General features: G+C 64.6%; 18 protein-coding genes and 1 pseudogene. 9 read left to right on the forward strand and 10 right to left on the reverse strand.

What is annotated here, in order from left to right:
- Positions 1–62 precede the first annotated feature (62 nt).
- Positions 63–635 (reverse strand): cob(I)yrinic acid a,c-diamide adenosyltransferase, encoded by a 573-nt coding sequence (locus ACWAT4_RS36485; protein ID WP_449729323.1) that lies wholly within the window; start codon positions 633–635, stop codon positions 63–65.
- A gap of 88 nt (positions 636–723) precedes the next feature.
- Positions 724–918: a twin transmembrane helix small protein gene (locus ACWAT4_RS36490; protein ID WP_212297332.1), complete on the reverse strand. Its 195-nt coding sequence runs from the start codon at positions 916–918 to the stop codon at positions 724–726.
- Positions 919–1247: 329 nt separating this feature from the next.
- Between ACWAT4_RS36490 and ACWAT4_RS36495 the strand changes: the two genes are divergently transcribed.
- Positions 1248–2141, forward strand: coding sequence for a YihY/virulence factor BrkB family protein (locus ACWAT4_RS36495; protein ID WP_212297333.1), 894 nt, complete (start codon positions 1248–1250; stop codon positions 2139–2141).
- Here ACWAT4_RS36495 and ACWAT4_RS36500 read toward each other — a convergent pair.
- Together ACWAT4_RS36500 and gluQRS are read right to left on the reverse strand one after the other, a co-directional pair.
- Positions 2068–3336 (reverse strand): ATP-binding protein, encoded by a 1269-nt coding sequence (locus ACWAT4_RS36500; protein WP_212426119.1) that lies wholly within the window; start codon positions 3334–3336, stop codon positions 2068–2070. The two genes, ACWAT4_RS36495 and ACWAT4_RS36500, sit on opposite strands and share 74 nt — an antisense overlap.
- A gap of 104 nt (positions 3337–3440) precedes the next feature.
- Positions 3441–4310 carry a tRNA glutamyl-Q(34) synthetase GluQRS gene (gluQRS, locus tag ACWAT4_RS36505; RefSeq protein WP_449731310.1) on the reverse strand — a complete coding sequence of 290 codons (870 nt, stop codon included), beginning with the start codon at positions 4308–4310 and terminating at the stop codon, positions 3441–3443.
- 187 nt (positions 4311–4497) lie between these two features.
- On the opposite strand from gluQRS, the gene ACWAT4_RS36510 reads away from it, so the two are divergent.
- The 8 genes and pseudogenes from ACWAT4_RS36510 (at position 4498) to ACWAT4_RS36545 (ending at position 11990) form a co-directional block, all read left to right on the forward strand.
- Positions 4498–5238, forward strand: a complete 741-nt coding sequence (locus ACWAT4_RS36510; protein ID WP_449729324.1) for a DNA-3-methyladenine glycosylase family protein — start codon at positions 4498–4500, stop codon at positions 5236–5238.
- Positions 5235–6320, forward strand: a complete 1086-nt coding sequence (locus tag ACWAT4_RS36515; protein WP_212426117.1) for a DUF2855 family protein — start codon at positions 5235–5237, stop codon at positions 6318–6320. The genes ACWAT4_RS36510 and ACWAT4_RS36515 overlap by 4 nt, the downstream gene beginning before the upstream one ends.
- 167 nt (positions 6321–6487) lie before the next feature.
- A pseudogene (locus ACWAT4_RS36520) lies at positions 6488–6694 on the forward strand (SBBP repeat-containing protein); the annotation flags it as partial.
- A gap of 213 nt (positions 6695–6907) precedes the next feature.
- Entirely contained in the window at positions 6908–7465 is a 558-nt protein-coding gene (locus ACWAT4_RS36525) for an HNH endonuclease (RefSeq protein WP_008142962.1), read from the forward strand.
- A 102-nt stretch (positions 7466–7567) separates the two neighbouring features.
- Entirely contained in the window at positions 7568–8818 is a 1251-nt protein-coding gene (locus tag ACWAT4_RS36530) for a glycosyltransferase family 87 protein (protein WP_449729325.1), read from the forward strand.
- Positions 8819–8966: 148 nt separating this feature from the next.
- On the forward strand, positions 8967–9188 hold the full coding sequence (locus ACWAT4_RS36535) for a dodecin (RefSeq protein WP_212426115.1): 222 nt from the start codon (positions 8967–8969) through the stop codon (positions 9186–9188).
- Positions 9189–9370: 182 nt separating this feature from the next.
- Positions 9371–11272 carry a sensor domain-containing diguanylate cyclase gene (locus ACWAT4_RS36540; RefSeq protein WP_449729326.1) on the forward strand — a complete coding sequence of 634 codons (1902 nt, stop codon included), beginning with the start codon at positions 9371–9373 and terminating at the stop codon, positions 11270–11272.
- A 94-nt stretch (positions 11273–11366) separates the two neighbouring features.
- The gene (locus ACWAT4_RS36545) at positions 11367–11990 is read left to right on the forward strand and encodes an HAD family hydrolase (RefSeq protein WP_449729327.1); all 624 of its coding nucleotides are present in this window, start codon (positions 11367–11369) and stop codon (positions 11988–11990) included.
- 13 nt (positions 11991–12003) lie between these two features.
- Here the strand turns inward: ACWAT4_RS36545 and ACWAT4_RS36550 are convergent, their stop codons facing one another.
- From ACWAT4_RS36550 to ACWAT4_RS36575, 6 genes are all read right to left on the reverse strand, one after another.
- Positions 12004–13254: an MFS transporter gene (locus ACWAT4_RS36550; protein ID WP_249209557.1), complete on the reverse strand. Its 1251-nt coding sequence runs from the start codon at positions 13252–13254 to the stop codon at positions 12004–12006.
- Positions 13255–13318: 64 nt separating this feature from the next.
- Positions 13319–14287 (reverse strand): ABC transporter ATP-binding protein, encoded by a 969-nt coding sequence (locus tag ACWAT4_RS36555; protein WP_449729328.1) that lies wholly within the window; start codon positions 14285–14287, stop codon positions 13319–13321.
- Positions 14284–15279: an ABC transporter ATP-binding protein gene (locus ACWAT4_RS36560; RefSeq protein WP_212297341.1), complete on the reverse strand. Its 996-nt coding sequence runs from the start codon at positions 15277–15279 to the stop codon at positions 14284–14286. Before ACWAT4_RS36560 ends, ACWAT4_RS36555 begins: the two co-directional genes overlap by 4 nt.
- Entirely contained in the window at positions 15279–16196 is a 918-nt protein-coding gene (locus ACWAT4_RS36565; RefSeq protein WP_212297342.1) for an ABC transporter permease, read from the reverse strand. Before ACWAT4_RS36565 ends, ACWAT4_RS36560 begins: the two co-directional genes overlap by 1 nt.
- Positions 16162–17121, reverse strand: a complete 960-nt coding sequence (locus ACWAT4_RS36570; protein WP_212297343.1) for an ABC transporter permease — start codon at positions 17119–17121, stop codon at positions 16162–16164. Before ACWAT4_RS36570 ends, ACWAT4_RS36565 begins: the two co-directional genes overlap by 35 nt.
- A 22-nt stretch (positions 17122–17143) precedes the next feature.
- On the reverse strand, positions 17144–18934 hold the full coding sequence (locus ACWAT4_RS36575; RefSeq protein WP_212426111.1) for a peptide ABC transporter substrate-binding protein: 1791 nt from the start codon (positions 18932–18934) through the stop codon (positions 17144–17146).
- Positions 18935–18991 lie beyond the last annotated feature (57 nt).

Consider the following 18991-nt stretch of genomic DNA (forward strand, 5'->3'; position numbering starts at 1 on the left):
CCGGCCCGGTCAACGCGCGAAAGACCCTAATTTTAGCCCCCTGAAATGCCGACCTCAATGGGTCAGCGATTCTGGCCCGGAACCCAGAGCACATCGCCGACGCCGTTATGGTTAGCAGCGCGGCTGGCCACGAACAGGAAGTCCGACAGGCGATTCATATATTGGATGCCAGCTGCGCCGACCGGCTCTCCGGGCTGGGCCGCCAGTTCCACCATCACGCGTTCCGCCCTGCGGCAAATCGTGCGGGCAACATGGAGGTAGGCGGCGGCCGGCGTACCGCCCGGCAGCACGAAGGACGTCAGCGGCGCGAGCTTGTCGTTGAGTGCGTCGATGTCGTGCTCGAGCCGCTCGACCTGGCTCGCCACCACCCGCAGCCGTTCCGCCTTACCCTCGCGCTCGGGCACCGCAAGATCGGCACCGAGATCGAACAGATCGTTCTGGATGCGGCCGAGCATCGCATCGAGCTCCGGCGCTTCCTTCGTGTGCAGGCGCACCACGCCGATCGCGGCATTGGTCTCATCGACCGTGCCATAGGCCGCGATGCGCAAATCATATTTCGGACGGCGCTCCCCGGTCCCGAGCGCTGTCGTGCCGTCGTCACCGGTCTTCGTGTAGATGCGGTTGAGCACGACCATGAAAGTCTCCTTGTTCTCAGGGCATGATCTTGTCGGAAAACCGCTTCACACTTTGCGCGAACGCGGTTCTTCGGGTCCGGATCATGCCCTACCGCCCCATCGCCCAGACCGCGATCATGGCGATGACAATCGCGATGAACTGAAGCAGCACGCGCCAGCGCATCAATTTCTGCGAGGTGTTGGGCGAGCCGCCACGCATCATGTTGACGAGGCCGAGCAGCAGCACCAACGCCACGGCGCCGGCTGCCACCGGCAAGATGAAAGTACTCAGGAGAGATGCCATTTGGGGGTGATAACACCGTGTGCGGCGCTCCGCCATGGCGTTCCCAATCTGGCTTTCAGGCCGATAATGTCAGAAGCTAGCGGCATGATTTCCGATTTGCGCATGCGGCCCGTCCGGTTCGCCTCTCCCTGCTTGCGGGGAGAGGCCGGAATACGTGCGCAACGCGGATTTCGGGTGAAGGGGAGCCTCCGCGAGTCTCCCTCTCTCGGCCCCTGCGGTGAGTCCCCCTCACCCGCCGCGCGTTCCGCGCGTCGGCCTCTCCCCGCAAGCGGGGCGAGGCGAATTCGGGCCGCGAGCGAAGAGAGAGCAGCGTTGCTCTGGAGCAAGCCGTGAAAGCGATCCGCACCATCTACGTCGTCGTGGAGGACGCGTTCTACACGTTCCTGGCCGACGACGGCTGGGCGATCTCGAGCCATATCGCGCTGTCGACGCTGATGGCGCTGTTCCCTTTCCTGATCGTGCTGACCTCGCTCGCCGGCTTCTTTGGCTCCAAGGAGCTCGCCGACCAGGCCGCCAGCCTGATGCTCGAGGTCTGGCCCAAGCAGGTCTCCGATTCCATCTCGGGCGAGGTGCACGACGTGCTGACCACCACCCGCTCCGGCGTGCTGACCATCGGCGCGGTGCTATCGGTCTATTTCGCCTCGAACGGCGTCGAGGCGCTCCGGGTCGCGCTCAACCGCGCCTACGCGGTGGTGGAGATGCGGCGCTGGTACTGGCTGCGGCTGGAGTCGATCGGCTACACGTTGGTCGCGGCCTTCACCGCGCTCGCCATGGCGTTCCTGATCGTGCTCGGCCCGCTGCTCATCGAAGCTGCGCGGCGCCACATTCCGCTGTTCGTCGAATCCAACGAAAGCATCCTCACCTGGCTGCGCTACGGCATCACCATCGCCGCGCTGGTGGTGGCGCTGTTCATCCTGCACGCCTGGCTGCCGGCAGGGCGGCGCAGCTTCGTGCAAATCCTGCCCGGCATCGTCTTCACGATGGTGGCGTCCCTGATCTCGGGCGTCGTGTTCGGGCAATATCTGGCCCGCTTCGCCAATAATTACGTGACGATGTATGCGGGGCTGGCCTCGGTGATCATCGCGCTGGTGTTTCTGTACTTCATCGCCGCGATCTTCGTTTACGGCGGCGAACTCAACGCCGCGATCATCAAGTCACGGCTTCCTCACGGCGTGTCGCTTCAAGCAGCGCAGTCGCTAAAGCCCGCGGGGACACAGGCTTGACCAGGAATGCGTCGGCGCCGGCCTCGCGCGACGCTGCCTCGTCCTCGCCACGGCCCGACACGCCGATGATCGGGATCTGAGCCAGCGGCGTCTGCATCTTACGAATCCGCCGGATCGCCTCGACACCGTCGATCCCCGGCAAGACCATGTCCATCAGCACGGCATCGAACCCGCCTTGCGCGAGCCGGTTCACCGCATCCTCGCCGCGTCCGATGAACTCGGCATGATGGCCGAGCTCGGTCAGTATCGTGTTGAGCACGACGCGGCCGAATGGATTGTCCTCGACGCTGAGCACCCGCAGCGCCGCCAGCCCATTCGCCTTGTCGCCGTCGGCCTTGCGCGACTTCGCCGGCCCCGCCGCATCGAGCGTGACTGTCAGCATGAAGGTTGCGCCGCCGCCGCGCCGCGGCGCAACCGTGATGTCGCCGCCCATCGCCCGCGCCAGTTGCTTCACCGAGGACAGACCGAGCCCGGCGCCGCCGAACCGCGAGGCGATGGTGACATTGGCCTGGGTGAACGGACGGAACAGCCGCTTGATCTCGGCCATGGTCAGACCGATGCCGCTGTCGGAAATCGAGAAGGCAACACCGACCCGGCGCTTGTCCTTCTCTTTGCCCTTGCCGCCAGCCTTGCCCTTGGCGGGGCGCCAGGGCGCAGCCGAGATCGCCACGCCGCCCCGCTCGGTGAATTTGACTGCATTGTCGATCAGGTTTTCGAGCGCGGCACGGAGGCGGACGGGATCGCCGACCACGAGGCCCGGGAGCTTGTCGGAGATCTCGACTTTGGCCTGGAGCCCCTTGGCGGCGGCGCGACCGGCGAGCGAATCGCCGGTGCTACGGGCCAGCGCCCGCAGATCGAACAAATCCTGCCGCAACGTGCCGCCGCCCGCACCCTTGCCGGTCTTGGCGGCATCGACGAACAGCGTCGCAAGGTTCGCCAGATGCTCGGCACCGGCCTTGATGGTGTCGGCCCAGCGCCGCTCCCGCTCGCCGAGGTCGGAGGTCGAAAGCAGGTCGCTGATCGCGAGAATGCCGGTCAGGGGTGTGCGGACCTCATGGGCAAAGGCCGCAAGTGCCGCCTGGATCACGTCGGGCGCGACGGCGCCGGTGCTGCGCTTCTGCACTTTGCCGACCGCCCCGGACCGCTTCCGAGGCGGCTGCCTGGACTTTCGCGTGGTCCGCGTTTTCGCCGCCATAAATCCCCTTCGAAGCATCCCCTTCGAACCCCAGGCTCGAAGCCGAGCATGGCACGGCGGAACCCTCGGAGTCACGGCGGTGTTTGGCTAACCCCCAGAGAAACTTAGCCTAATCCTACGGACCTGCGGATACCCGCGGGCGAGACACCAGCCGCGCGCAACTCGCGCAGGCCGGTCGAACAGTCCGATTTCGACAGCTTCCGGCCGTCGGCGCCTCGAATCAGGGCGTGGTGGCGGTAGGCGGGTTCGGGCAGGTCGAGCAAAGCCTGGAGCAAGCGGTGGACCGAGGTGGCGTGAAACAGGTCCTGACCGCGCACGATCTCGCTCACGCCTTGAAGCGCGTCGTCGACCACCACGGACAGATGATAGCTGGTTGGAGTCTCCTTGCGAGCCAGGATGACGTCCCCCCACGCCTCGGGCCGCGCGGCGACCGTGCCACGCTCGCCATCGGGCCCCTCGCCCAACTCATTCCAGGTCAGGCCGGCGACCCGCTGGCGGGCGACCGCCATGTCGAGCCGCAACGCGTAGGGCGCACCTGAAACGATCAGACGCGATCGCTCGCTGGCAGGCAGCGATTTCGCTTCGCCCGGATAGAGCGGAGCTCCGTCGGGATCGCGCGGCCATGGCCCATCGGCCTTGCACGCAGCAACCAGCCTGGCAATCTCGGCGCGGCTTTCGAACGCAGGATAAACGAGACCGAGCGCGGAGAGCTTTTCCAACGCGGCACGATAGTCGGCGAGATGCTCCGACTGCCGCCGCACCGGCGTTTCCCAGTCAATCCCGAGCCAGGCGAGGTCCTCGTAGATCGCGGCCTCAAATTCCGGCCGGCATCGCGTGGCATCGATATCCTCGATCCGCAGCAACAGCGCTCCGCCGGCTTCGCGGGCGCGGTCGAAATTGAGCAGCGCCGAATAAGCGTGGCCGAGATGCAGATGGCCATTCGGGCTGGGGGCAAATCGGAAAACGGGTGGCATCATGCGACTGATCTCGTCATGGCCGGGCTTGAACGCACGGCCGTCATTCCGGGGCGGTCCACAGGACCGAACCCGGAATCTCGAGAATCCGGGTTCGATGCTTCGCATCGCCCCGGAATGACGGAGTAAGATATTCCAGACCGGGTCAAGCCCGGCCATGACGCCGCAGAGAGTTTGGCAAACTGCAATGACCATCCACCTCGAAACCCAATCCGATCTCGAAGAGGCCGTTCATGCGCTGATCAAGCGCGATCCGCGCCTCAAGCCCGTGCTGGAGATCGCGGGCATGCCGGCGTTGCGGCGGCGCGAACCTGGCTTTGCCGGGCTTGCCCATATCGTCTGCGGGCAGCAGCTTTCGACCGCGAGCGCGGCGGCGATCTGGGGACGGCTGTCGGCCGCCTTCGATCCATTCGACCATGACGCGGTACGCCGCGCCCGTACCAACCGGCTGGGGCGGCTTGGCCTGTCCGCAGCCAAGATCAAGACGCTGAAACATCTCGCGCGCGAAATCATCGCGGAGCGGCTGAACCTCGACGTGCTCGCAGAAGAGGATGCCGACGCCGCGCATCACACGTTGATCTCGCTGCCCGGCATCGGGCCATGGACGGCCGACGTCTATCTCCTGTTTTGCCTCGGCCACGGCGACGCCTGGCCGGCCGGCGACCTTGCCGTGCAGGAGGGCATCCGCATCGGGCTAGGCCTGAAGGCCCGGCCGACCGAAAAGCAGATGGCACCACTCGCCGAGCCCTGGCGACCGCTCCGTGGCGCCGCCGCGCATCTGTGGTGGAGCTATTACCGCGCGGTGAAGAAGCGCGAGGGCGTGATCGCCGGCGAAGTGAACGCCGTTTCAAACAAAGTTGCTGTTGCAAAGCGCACGGCCGTAAAGGAGAAGATGCCGGCACGGAAAAAGCCGGGACCTTCACCATGACATCGACCGACTTCGTCGTCGCACGCAACGATCTCGAGCAATGCAAGCTGATCGAGACCACTCTTCCGGATGCAGCCGCATTGCCCGCGGATGCGCTTCTGGTGAAGGTCGATCGCTTCGCGTTCACCGCCAACAACATCACCTATGCCGTGATGGGCGACGAGCTGAAATACTGGCAGATCTTTCCGGCGCCGCAGGGCTTTGGCAACATCCCGGTGTGGGGCTTCGGCGAGGTCATTGCCTCCAAACATCCAGGCGTCGCCGTCGGCGAACTTCTGTTCGGCTATTTCCCGATGGCGACCCATCTCGTCATCGAAGCCGCAGACGTCAGCAAGCGCGCGCTTCGTGACGGCGCCGAGCATCGCAAGCAGGTCGCGCCGGTTTACAATCTCTATTCCCGCGTCACCGGCGATCCCGCCTTTGCCGGGCATCAGGGCGACCTACAGGCGCTGTTGCGACCGCTGTTCATGCTGTCGTTCCTGGTCGACGATTTTCTGGCCGAGAACGACGATTTCGGCGCGCGCACCGTGCTGTTGTCGAGCGCCTCGAGCAAGACTGCTTTCGGGCTTGCGCATCTCCTGCACAGCCGCGGCCGCAAGGTGATCGGGCTGACCTCGGCGGGCAATGCGGGTTTTGTCGGCTCGCTGCCCTGCTATGACGACGTCGTCACCTATGACCGCGTCAATTCACTCCCGACCGACAAGCCGGTTGCCTTCGTCGACATGGCCGGCAGCAGCGCGTTGCGGGCCGGGCTGCACAACCATTTCGGCGGGCAGATGGCCTGCTCGGTACGCGTCGGCTTGACGCATCGCGCCACCGACGCGAACGAGGGCACGTTGCCCGGCGCAAAGCCACGCTGGTTCTTCGCGCCCGACCACATCCGCAAGCGCGCGAAGGATTGGGGTCCGGGCGGTATCGAGCAGCGTTTTGGCGCCGCATGGTCAGGCTTCGCGCCGATGCTGGAAAGATGCCTGAGCGTGGTCGAGAGCCGCGGGCCGGAAGCCGTGCAGCGCATTTATCTCGCGACGCTGAAGGGGCGCATTCCGCCTGAGCAGGGCCACATGCTCTCGCTGCTCGGGTAATGCGCTTTTGACGTCGGCTAATCCAGTATAGCGTTCCTCTCAAAGGAAACGCCGCGAAGGCGGCCACGAGGTCGCGCATACTGGATCGCACCAAGGATATGGCCGTCTCCGCCCAAGCCTGGCTCGATGGGTTCGAGCGCGCGATGGGCAAGCCAGATCGCGCGGCACTCGCACGGCTCGGCAGCGTGGAAGGCCCGGGTGTCGCCAGCGGAAAGTTTCTGGCACCGCACGGCATCGCGCTGGATTCGAAAGGCAACATCTATGTCGGCGTAGTCGGCGTCACCGACTGGAAGACCAGCTTTCCGGACGAAGAGATGCCGGCCGTCGTGCGCGCCACCCGATGCCTGCAGAAGCTGGAGCGCGTGCGGGAATAGCCGCCGCGCGTCCCAAGGTCTTGGTCGAGGCTGTTCCGCGCCGATACCGCGCGCCCGCGCCAAATCGCGGCGTTTTTGAGCGTTTGCCACCCCGCCGCCGTATTGCGTGCGCCCTGAATAAGTCGCTCAACGGGCTTCACAATCCCGTCACGCTGCATGTAGTATGTCAGTACATGCTGCTTCGCAGCGTATATTGGAGGCCGGGAGCGTTACTTGAACGCACATGTCTCGCAAGGCAGTTGGCCGGTGCTGGTCCTCAACGCGGACTTCCGGCCGCTGAGTTACTACCCACTGTCTCTGTGGTCGTGGCAGGACGCGATCAAGGCGGTGTTCCTCGACCGCGTCAACATCGTAGCGCATTACGATCAGGCGGTTCACAGTCCCACGCTGCAAATGCAGCTGCCGAGCGTGGTCTCGCTCAAATCCTTCGTCAAGCCGACCACCCACCCCGCCTTCACCCGGTTCAACGTCTTCCTGCGCGATCGTTTCGCCTGCCAATATTGCGGCTCGCCCGAAGACCTCACCTTCGACCACATCATCCCGCGCAGCAAAGGCGGCCAGACCACCTGGGAGAACGTGGTCGCGGCTTGCTCGCCCTGCAACCTGCGCAAGGGCAATCTGACACCGGCGCAAGCCAAGATGTTTCCGCGCCAGAGCGCGTTCGCGCCGACGGTCCACCAGCTCCACCGCAACGGCCGCCTGTTTCCGCCGAACTATCTGCACGACAGCTGGCTGGACTATCTCTACTGGGATACGGAGCTGGATCCGTAGTGCTGCAAGAACCGGCGGCTTTCGTTACCGGACCTTAAGGTTCGATCCGCAATCTCGCCCGCAGATCGGCAGGCCTTGCCGCGGCGTAGAGATAGCGAACCGATGCTCACCGCAACGTTGGAGCAGATCCAGACCTCGCCGCGGAAGCGGACGATCTATCTCTGCGTCATTCTTGCGCTGCTGGCCGTCATCCTAGGCTTCAAGACCTTCCGGTTCTTCGAGGGCGGCCTCTGGTACGGCAGCCAGACCGCGGACTTCGCCGCCTTCCACATTGTCGCGCAGCGAATCTGGCTCGGCGATCTCGATCTGACCTACCAGTTTGCGTCGTTCACGAAGATGCAGATGGCGGCCGCGGGCGGTTCTGTCGGCGTCATGCCCTGGACCTATCCGCCGCAATTCGACCTGCTGCTTGCCCCCTTCGCATTCCTGCCGGGCTGGGCCGCCTATTTTCTCTTCACGGCGGTCACGCTCGCGGCTTATCTGATGGTGCTGCGCGTCATCGCGGGACACGGCTTCGCAGCCGTGCTCGTCGTCTTTTTTCCGGCCATCGCGATCACCATCGGTATCGGCCAGAACGGCCTTTTGACCGGTGCGCTGATCGGGCTGGTCTGCATCAACGCCGACCGGCGTCCGGTGCTATCAGGCGTCGTGCTCGGCATGATGGTCATCAAGCCTCATCTGGCCGTTGCCGCCGGCATCTACATGCTTTTGACGCGCCGCTGGCCGGCGGTGCTGACGGCTGCAATCGTGGTGACCACGAGCTCGCTCGTCTGCACGCTCGCCTTCGGTCCGCAAATCTGGATCGCGTGGCTCGGCAGCATTCGCGAAGCAGCAAGCTATCTGGAGGACGGCCGCTACCAGCTGTTTCGGATGATCTCGGCCTATGCGGCCTTGTACAACGCCGGCCTCCCCGCGGCTTGGGCGTTCTGGGGCCAGATGGCCATGGCGGCGCTTGCGCTGGTCACCGTCGCACTCGCGATTGCTCGCGGACCGTCTCCCCGCTTCGCGCTCGGCATCGTCGCGGTCGCGTCGGTGATGATCAGCCCCTACGCCTACGATTATGACCTGCCGATCGTGGGGATCGGTCTTGCGCTGCTGCTTCCCGAGCTTGCCAGCCTGGCGAGCCCGCGCGAACGCAGCACCCTCTACGCCCTCCTCCTGCTGGCGAATGCCTACGGACTTCTGCAATCGGCGCGGCTGTCCGCAGAGAGCGTCCATGCGAGCAGCCCGGGAGGTATCATGACGCCGGCCGTCGGAGGCTTCGCGCTCATGGCGGTGCTCGCCATATTGCTGTGGGTCCTGCTGCGCGAGGCCAAGCCTGCCGCGATCCGCCTGCACGGCGAGCCAGCGTAGCTTCGCGTCCGATAAGCGCGCGGTGACGTCATTGCGCGAATGGCGCGGGCAGGCCATGGCAGCCAGCGGAACCGGAACGGCTGCTGTCCGTTCAGTTCTGATGCCCATGCGACCGCGAATGCGGCAGCGCAACCGACGGAGACTCGCCATGCCCACAGCCGAGAAGGATCATGTCTACAAGATCCTGGAACTGGTCGGATCGTCCGAGACCTCGATCGAAGACGCGATCAAGAACGCGATCAGCCGCGCCGCGAAAACCGTTCGCGAGATGAAATGGTTCGAGGTGGTGCAGACGCGTGGTCATATCGAGAATAACGCCGTGCGCCACTACCAGGTGACGTTGCGCGTCGGTTTCACGCTGGAAGGGTGACACGACGGACGCGAGACGAAACCATCGCGTTACGGAAACCTTGGTAAACATCCGCCGACGAGAGTCGATCAAAACGTCGGAAACTTCCTCCGGTTGAGTACGGCTCCGCACAATCATCACAGTTGTTGCAATGAGCCGTTAAGGCCAAAGTGAGAGGTTTGCCCCGAATTGGAGCAAGCCCCATGGTCACGAGCCGCGAACTCGGCAAGACACGCCTTCCGCTCTGGGCGGCGGGCTTCGTCGCGCTGATCTGCATGACGATCCTAGGCTTGAGCGCCTGGCGCGAATGGGAAACGCGCAATACCGAGCTCAAGAACGCCGAGATCGACGTCGCCAATCTTGCGCATTCGCTGATCCAGCATGCAGACGACACGTTCGAGCTCGCCGATACGATCCTGGTCGGGCTGGTCCACCGGCTGGAGCTCGACGGGACCGGCCCGGACACAATCTCAAAGCTCCAGACCTATTTGCCGACCCGCAAATCCTCGGATCGCATTCGCGGCATCTTCGTCTATGACGAGACCGGCCGCTGGCTTGCCACCACCGAGCAAATCGACTTCTCCGGGCTCAATAACAGCGACCGCGAGTATTTTCGCCAGCACCGCGACTCCCCCGACAAGGGCACGCTGATCGGTCGCCCCGTCAAAAGTCGCTCCGGCGGCCAATGGATCATCACGGCGTCACGCCGGATCAATCATCCCGACGGCAGCTTCGCCGGCGTCGCCCTGCTGACGATCGACGTCGCCTATTTCGCAAAGTTCTACGAGCGGTTCGACTTTGGGCCGAATGGCTCGGTATCGCTGCTCAACAATGCCGGCACCATGCTGGTGCGGACTCGTGACGAGAGCGGAGCTTTCGTCGGACGCGACCTGTCCAATGCGCCCTTGTTCAAGAACTGGGAGAGCCGTCCCGCCGCGGCTGTCTATTATTTCAAGTCGCCACTCGATGGCGTGCAGCGGTTGAGCTACTACCAGCGCAGCAGCCGCTATCCGCTGTTCGTGCTCGCGAGCAAGTCGAAGGACGACGTGCTCGCCCCTTGGCGACACGCCGCGGCCACGCGCGCGATCGTCGTCTTCGGCCTCGTGCTGCTGATCGCCGTGATTGGCTTCTATCTGGTCCGTCAATTGTCGCAGCGGCAGCGCATGGCACAGGTCCTGGTCGCCAAGGAAGCGAATTTCCGTCTGCTGGCCGAGCAATCCAGCGACATGGTGACCCGGATCGGGCTCGATAACCGCCTGCTTTACGTCTCCCCCTCATGCGTGCGCATCACCGGATGGTCGGCCGAGGAACTGCTTGATACGTCGGCCCTGGCCGGCATCCACCCCGATGACATGGAACGGGTCGAGCAGGCCATCGCCGCGCTGAAGAGAGGCGAAGCCGAGGAGGCGCGGTTCGTCTATCGCCAACGTCATCGCGACAAGGGTGAGATCTGGGCCGAAGCGGCACTGCACGTGACCCTGGCATCGGACAGCGGCGAGATCGACGGCGTCGTTGCCGTCATACGCGACATGACGGAGCAGAAAGATCTTCAGGACAAGCTCGCCTCGCTTGCAACGACCGACGGCCTCACCGGCCTTGCCAACCGGCGCGCATTCGACGAGCGCCTGGCCGATGAATGGGCGCGCGCGCGGCGCGACGGCACCCAGTTGTCGCTCCTGCTGATCGACGTCGATCATTTCAAGAAGTTCAACGACCATTACGGGCATCTGGCCGGCGATGGGTGCCTGCGCGCGCTCGGCCGGATTCTATCCGCCACCGCCAGGCGCCCTGCCGACCTCGCGGCGCGTTATGGCGGCGAGGAATTCGCCGTGTTGCTGCCCAACACCGGCCCGGATGGCTGCGCCGAAGTCGGCGAAGGGATTCGCCAGGCGCTGCACGATCTCGCCATGCTGCATGCGCAAAATCCACCGTCCCGCCTGGTGACCGTCAGCGTCGGCGCCGCGACCGGCCTTCCGTCCCAGGTCACGGATTCAAGCACGCTGGTCGCTGCCGCCGACCGCGCACTCTACACCGCCAAGGACAGCGGCCGTGACCGGCTGGTGATGTCGGGACAGGTCGTCCCCTGGCCCGCGAAGAGTGCGTGACGGGATCGACGAACGCCGCCGGGTTTGTTGTCTGCGCTCCGACCGGTTATGACTGCGGTCACGGCCGGATGTTCGGCCATCCGAGAGCGCTGCTGTGGCTGACGAAATCAAGCTCGTCCTCTTCGATATGGACAACGTTCTCTGCGGCTACGACAGGGGAAAGCGTGTCGCGCACCTCGCCGCGCTTGCGGGGACCAGCAGCGAAGCCGTCCACTCGGCGATCTGGGACAGCGGCTTCGAGCTGCTCGGCGATTCCGGCACGCTTGATGCCGCCGACTATCTGCGAGGCTTCGGCGAGCGCATCGGTTATCCGCTGTCGCTCGACGAATGGGTGGAGGCGCGACGCTGTTCAATGCGGGCCGATCGCGCCATGCTGGAGATCGTCGGTCAGCTGCGCCGAAGTGTCGATATTGCGGTCCTGACCAACAACACCACACTGGTCGCCGATCACATCGATACGCTGCTGCCGGAATTGCGGCCGCTGTTCGGCTCCAAGATCTACACGTCAGCCCAATTCGGAGCGGCGAAGCCCGATCCGCTCTGCTACAGCCGCTGCGTTTCAGAGCTCAAGGCCAGCCCCGCGACCATCCTCTTTGTCGACGACCTCGCGGCAAATGTCGCCGGGGCACGGCAAGCCGGCCTCCTTGCGCATCACCACTCGTCCGTGGAAACGTTCAAGACGGCCCTGTCAGGCTACGGCCTGCTTCGTGAGGAGTGAGGCGAATCCGACGTCAGGCGAGATCGACGCCGCGCCGCTCCGGGATCAGGGCGAGCAACGCCACGATGTCAATCAGGTAAAGCAGTGCAAGACCTGCGATCGCGGTCGGAAAGCCGTAAGCGGCACTGACGATGCCGACCACCAGCGGACCGAAACCGGCCACTGCCCGCCCGATGTTGAAGAACACGTTCTGCGCAGTGGCTCGCGCCGCGGTCGGATAAAGTTCGCTCATCAGCGCGCCATAGCCGCCGAGCATGCCGTTGACGAAGAAGCCCATCACGGCCCCGCCGACCAGCAACGCGCCGGCGGCCGTCAACTGCGAGTAGACCACCACCATGATCGCCGCGCCCAGCATGTAGGTCAGGAACGCCGCACGGCGGCCGAAACGGTCCGCGGCATGGCCGAACAGGAAGATGCCGAGCGCCATGCCGGCGATGGTGACAGCGGTCCACAGCGCCGATTGCGTCAGGCCGTAGCCGAACCGCGTCGAGAGATAGTTCGGCAGCCAGATCATGATGCCGTAGTAGCCGAAATTCTGCACCGAGCAGAGAATGATCATCCCGATGCCGATCCTGGCCGTCTCCGCATCAGCCACGAGCGCACGAAGTGACGAGCCAGCTTTCGTCGCGTTCGCCTTGTGCGCAATGAAGACATCCGGCTCGTGCAGCTTGCGCCGGATCACGTAGGCGATCACCGCCGGAAGTACGCCGAGCGCAAACATCCCGCGCCAGCCGATGACCGGCAACAGCACCGGTGTCACCAGCGCCGCCGTGAGCACGCCGAACTGCCAGCCCAGCCCGACATAGGATGTTGCCCGCGCGCGTTTGCTCGCGGGCCAGGCCTCGGCCACCAGCGCCATGCCGATGCCGAACTCGCCGCCGAGACCGATGCCGGCGATGGCCCGATAGATCAGCAGGTCCCAATAGCCTTGCGCCAGCGCGCAGAGCCCGGTGAAGACCGCGAACAGGACGATGCTCCAGGTCAGAACCCGGACGCGCCCGAGCCGGTCCGACAGCATGCCGAAGACAAAGCCGCCGACCACCGCACCGACCAAAGTTCCCGTCACCAGCGAGGCCGCCTGCGGCTGCGTGAGATGAAGGTCTTTCGAAATCGCCGTCAGCATGAAGCCGAGGATGAGGAGGTCGAATCCATCCATGGCGTAGCCGAGCGCCGATCCCCACAGCGCCCGGCGCGCCGCGGCGTCGCGATCCGTCGCACGGGCCATATCAACCGCACCCAGCGTCACGTCCTGTACCTGGCTCATGCGTCCCCCTACGCCGGACGGGCCCTTGGGATCAAGACCGCCGGCGACCTATGCACCGCGTAACTCAGGCCAGATGGCACGCCACAAAATGTCCGCCCGCGCCTTCCTTCAGCTCCGGCGCGGCCTCGGCGCAGCGCGGCTGGGCGATCGGACAACGGGTGTGGAAGTGACAGCCGGACGGCGGCCTCATCGGGCTCGGCACGTCGCCCTTGAGACGGATGCGGTTACGCTTGAGCTTGGGGTCCGGTACCGGCACGGCCGACAGCAGCGCCTTGGTGTAGGGATGCTGCGGATTGCGATAGAGGTCGCTCGCCTTCGCAAGCTCGACGATGCGGCCGAGATACATCACCGCAACGCGGTCCGAGATGTGCTCGACCACCGAGAGGTCATGCGCGACGAAGAGATAGGTGAGGTTCAGCTCGGCCTGGAGGTCTTCCAGCAGGTTGATGACCTGCGCCTGGATCGAGACGTCGAGCGCAGACACCGGCTCGTCACAGACGATCAGCTTCGGCTCGACCGCGAGCGCCCGCGCGATCACGATGCGCTGACGCTGGCCGCCGGAGAATTCGTGCGGATAGCGGCGCATGTGCTCGGCCTTGAGGCCGACCTTGACGAGCAGGCCCGCAACACGCTCCTCACGCTCCGTGGCGTTGGAGGCGAGATTGTGGATGGTGAAGGCTTCGCCGAGGATGGAGCCGACGGTCATCCGCGGGTTGAGCGAGGCAAACGGATCCTGAAACACGAGCTGCATATTCCGCCGCATCGCGCGCAGATCGCCGCCGCCGAGCTTGCCGACGTCCTGGCCGTCGAACACGACTTCGCCGTCGGTCGGCTCGATCAGACGCAGCACGCAACGCCCCGTCGTCGACTTACCGCACCCGGATTCGCCGACGAGACCGAGCGTCTCGCCGCGATCGACCGAGAACGACACGCCGTCGACCGCGTAGACGCTGCCGACCTGGCGCGACAACAGGCCGCCCAGCACGGGGAAATACTTCTTCAGGCCGCTGACGCGGAGCAAGGGCTCGCTCATGCCGCGCCTCCCACTTGCGTATCGCCGAGATGGCAGGCCATGCGATGGCCGGGCGCGATCTCGCGCAGCCGCGGCTCCTTCTCGATGCAGACGTCCATGGCGAACTTGCAGCGCGGCGCGAAACGGCAGCCGACCGGCGGGTTGATCAGGATCGGCACCGAGCCGCCGATCGCCTCGAGCCGCGTCTTGTGCTCGCTGTCGAGATCGATGCGCGGGATCGAACGGATCAGGCCCTGCGTGTAGGGATGGCGCGGATCGGCGAAGAGAGCGTCGACATCCGCTTCCTCCACCACTTTGCCGGCATACATCACGACGACACGCTGCGCCGTTTCGGCGACGACGCCCATGGCATGGGTGATCAGCATCACCGCCATGCCGAAGCGTTCCTTCATGTCCTGCAGCAGGTCAAGGATCTGCGCCTGGATGGTGACGTCGAGCGCAGTGGTCGGCTCGTCGGCGATGACGAGCTTGGGCTTGCAGGCGAGCGCCATAGCGATCATCACGCGCTGGCGCATGCCGCCGGAGAACTGGTGCGGATAGTGATGCACGCGGCCCTCGGCGTTCGGGATCTGCACCAGCTTCAGCATCTCGATGGTGCGATCGAGGGCCTGCTTCTTGGTGACGGCCTCGTGCCGGCGCAGGCTTTCGGCGATCTGCTCGCCGATCGTGAGCACGGGATTGAGCGAGGTCATCGGCTCCTGAAAGATGAAGCCGATCTCCTTGGCGCGGATGTCGTCGAGCTGGTTGCTTGTCAGCGGCACCAGATCGCGGCCCTCGAAGATGATCTCGCCGGCCGCGATACGGCCCGGCGGCATTGCGATCAGCTTCAGGATCGACATCGCGGTCACGGTCTTGCCGCAACCGGATTCGCCGACGACGCAGAGCGTCTCGCCCTTGTTGATGGTGATGTCGACGCCATCAACGGCCTGCAGGATGCCGTCGTCGGTGGAGAAGTGGGTCTTGAGACCCTTGATCTCGAGCAGCGGCGCCATCAGATCACCCGTCGCGCATCGAGCGCGTCACGCAGACCGTCGCCGATGAAGTTGATGGCGACCACCGCGATGAAGATCGCGCCGCCTGGAAACAAGGCCCAGTGCGGGCCGATGTCGAGAAAGTCCTTGGCGTCGAACAGCAGCCGGCCCCAGGTCGGGGTATCCGGCGGAAAGCCGAGGCCGAGGAAGGACAGCGTCGATTCCGCGATGATCGCGGCCGCAACGTCGATCGTGCCGGCGATGATCACCGGACCGAGCGCATTGGGCAGGATGTGCTTCACCACCTGTCGCACCGGGCTGGCACCGAGCGCGCGCGCGGCCTCGACGAACTCCTTTTCGCGGATCGACAGGAACTGCGCGCGGACGAGACGCGCGACCGGCATCCAGCGCAGGCCGCCGATCACGAGCACGATCAGGATGAAGATGCCGCCTTCAGGGCCGAACACCTGCTTCAGCCCGTCCCGGAAGAGATAGATCAGCAGCAGGAGCAGCGGCAGTTGCGGCAGCGACAGAAAGAGATCGGTGAGCCACATCAATCCGTGACCCAGCGCGCCGCGCGACATGCCGGCGAGCGCGCCGATCAGCGTGCCGATGAACACCGACACCAGCATCGCAGCGAGCCCGACCGCGAGTGAAATCCGCCCGCCATAGATCATGCGCGCCAGGATGTCCTGGCCGAGGTCGTCGGTGCCGAAGGGATGGGTCAGCGACGGCCCCTGCAGGCCGGCCACGATGTCGATGTCGTTGATCTTGACGCGCCAGATGAAGGGACCGACCACGACCGCCAGGATCAGGACGAGCAGCAGGAACGCGCTGACGACGGCGAGCTTGTGGCGGCTGTAGCGCCGCCACGTCTCGCGCCAGGGCGAGTAGACGCCCCGCTCAGCGGAGGGAGATGCGAGGGTCAAGCCAGCCATAAAGGACGTCCGCGATGAGATTGAACAGCACCACCAGGCACGCAAAGACGAAGGTGACGGCCATCACCACCGGCGTGTCGTTGGAAAGGATGGAGGAGATCAGAAGCGAGCCGATACCCGGAATGCGGAAGATCTGCTCGGTGACGATGGCGCCGCCGAAAACGGCGGGCATCTGCAGCGCGATCAGCGTGACGACCGGGATCATGGCGTTGCGCATCACATGCTTGACGATGACCGTGGCCTGGCCGAGGCCCTTGGCGCGCGCCGTGGTGACGTAGTCGAGCCGGATCACGTCGAGCATCGCCGAGCGCACGAAGCGCGTCATCGACGCCGCCTGGAACAGGCCGAGCACCGCCACCGGCATGATCGCCTGCCGGATCATTTCGAGCACCCAACGGATGCCGGTCGCCTTGATGTCCGTGGAGTAGACGAAAGGCAGCCAGTCCAGGGTAACCGAGAAGATCAGGATGAACAGGATGCCGGTGAAGAAGGTCGGCAGCGAGAAGCCGACAAAGGCGAGCGTGTTCGCGATCTGGTCGAACAGCGAATAGGGCTTGGTGGCCGCATAGACGCCGACGGGAATCGCAATCAGCAGCGCCAGGATCTGCGCCGAGCCGATCACGTAGAGCGTGGCCGGCAGGCGCTGCAGGATGAGCGTGTCCACGTTCATCCGGCTGACGAAGGAGAAGCCCCAGTCGCCGTGCAGCATGGCGTTGAGCCAGTGCAGGTAGCGAAGGTAGATCGGATCGTCGAGGCCGAACTTGGCCCGAAGCGCGGCCTGCACTTCGGGCGGCACGTTCGGATTGGTCGCGAGCTCGCTGAAGGGATCGCCTGGCGCAAGCGCCAGGACGACGAACAGGACGAGCGAAATCGCCAGCAGGCTCGGAACGGCAATCAGAAGGCGGCGCAGGACATACTGGCTCATGGCGGAGGATCCCGGCCTACGATCACGCCTCCCGGTACCAGTCCTGGATGTTATCGGTCCGGTTGGCCCAGCCCGAGATGACCGGCCGCAGCGCATTGGCGCTGGCATCCACCACAAGACGGTGCATCACCGGGATGAACACGGTGTCCTGCCACAACAAGTCATTGCACTTGATGTAGAGCGCCGCGCGCTTGACCAGGTCGGTCTCGGTCTCGGCCGCCGCAATCGCCTCGTCAAACTCCTTGTTGACGTAACGCGGGAAATTCGGGCCCTGCCACTTGTTCTCCTTGGTGGCTACGTTGGCGGAGATATAGCGCCGCATGTGCAGCGCCGGATCCGGCTGGGTCATCGGGATCTGGAATTCCTCGATGTCGGCATAAAACTTCGAGTAGGTGTCGGGGTTGGCAACGTCAGACGAGAAGAACACCGAGGCGACGACGGATTTCAGTTCGACGTCGATGCCGGCCTTCTGGCAGGCCTGCTTGACGATGGCCTGGGTCTTCTGCCGCGGGCCGTTGGTCGAGGTCTGGTAGAGAAGCTTCAGCTTCTTTCCATCCTTCTCACGGATGCCGTCCGCACCGACCTTCCAGCCGGCGTCCTCCAGCAACTTCGACGCCTTCTCGACGCTGAATTCCCAGGAGGTGTTCTTGGAGACGAACTTTTCGGGACCGTTGAGATAATTCGCCGTGGTGCGCCCGGCGCGGCCGTAGATCGCCTTCTTGACCGACTCGCGGTCGACGAGGAGCGCCAGCGCCTTGCGAACGTTCGGGTCCGACAGGATCGGGTGCTTGGTCTTCATCGACGACCGCTCCCCGTCGACCTCGGCATTGGGGTCGGTGAAGTTGATCGCAATGAACTCGATGTCGCCACCGGTCGCATAGACCGTCTTGCCCTTGCCGCCCTTCTCCAGACGCAGCAGCACCTCGTCTTCGACCTGCATGTTCCAGGCGAAATCGAATTCTCCGGTTTGGATCACGGCCCGTGCCGCGGAGACGGCATCGCCGCCGCCCTTCATGTCGATGGTGTCGAAATACGGCCTGTTGGGCATGTGATAGTCGGGATTGAGCTGGCCGCGGACCAGATCGCCCGGCTTGAACTCGACGAATTTGTAGGGGCCGGTACCGACGGGAGCCAGGTTGGTCGGCGCCTCGCGGGATTTCGATCCCTTGTAGTCCGCAAACAGATGTTTCGGAATGATGCAGCCGTAAGCGCCGACGAAGGCATTGGCCCAGAACGGCGTTGGATTCTTGAACAGGATACGGACGGTAAGGTCAGCCACCTTTTCGACCGTCATGTCGGCGTAGGTGCTGATGGAGACGGCGGCCGTGGCAGGATCACTGGCATATTCCCAGGTGAACACGACATCGTCGGCCGTCAGGGGCTTGCCGTCATGCCATTTGACGCCCGGCTTGATCTTCCAGGTCACCGACTTGCCATCGGCTGCGAGGCCGCCGTTCGCGACCGACGGAATTTCAGCGGCGAGAATCGGATTGAGGTTGCCCTCGACGTCCCAGCTTGCGAGCGGCTCGTAGAACAGGCGCGAGCCGTCCTGATCCTTGGTGCCGGTGGCGAAATGCGGATTGAGCAGGGTCGGCCCCTGCCACCACAACAATTTGAGCGGACCACCACCGCCACGCTTGGTCGGCGGATACGGGACCGGGCTCTGTGCCATCGCAACGCCGCCGATCGAGAGAAGCTGGTTGGCGAGTGGGGCCGTCAGGCCGACGGCGGCCAGGCGCTGGATGAAGGTACGGCGATCCATCCGCCCGTCCTTCACGTCACCGATCATCGAACGCAGTTCTTTGTCCAGCATGGTTGTCCCCCGTCTGGTTCCCGTATGGATGCAGGCGGCCGCGGGACGGCCGCCGAG

The sequence above is a fragment of the Bradyrhizobium sp. T-1 genome, from assembly GCF_053592855.1.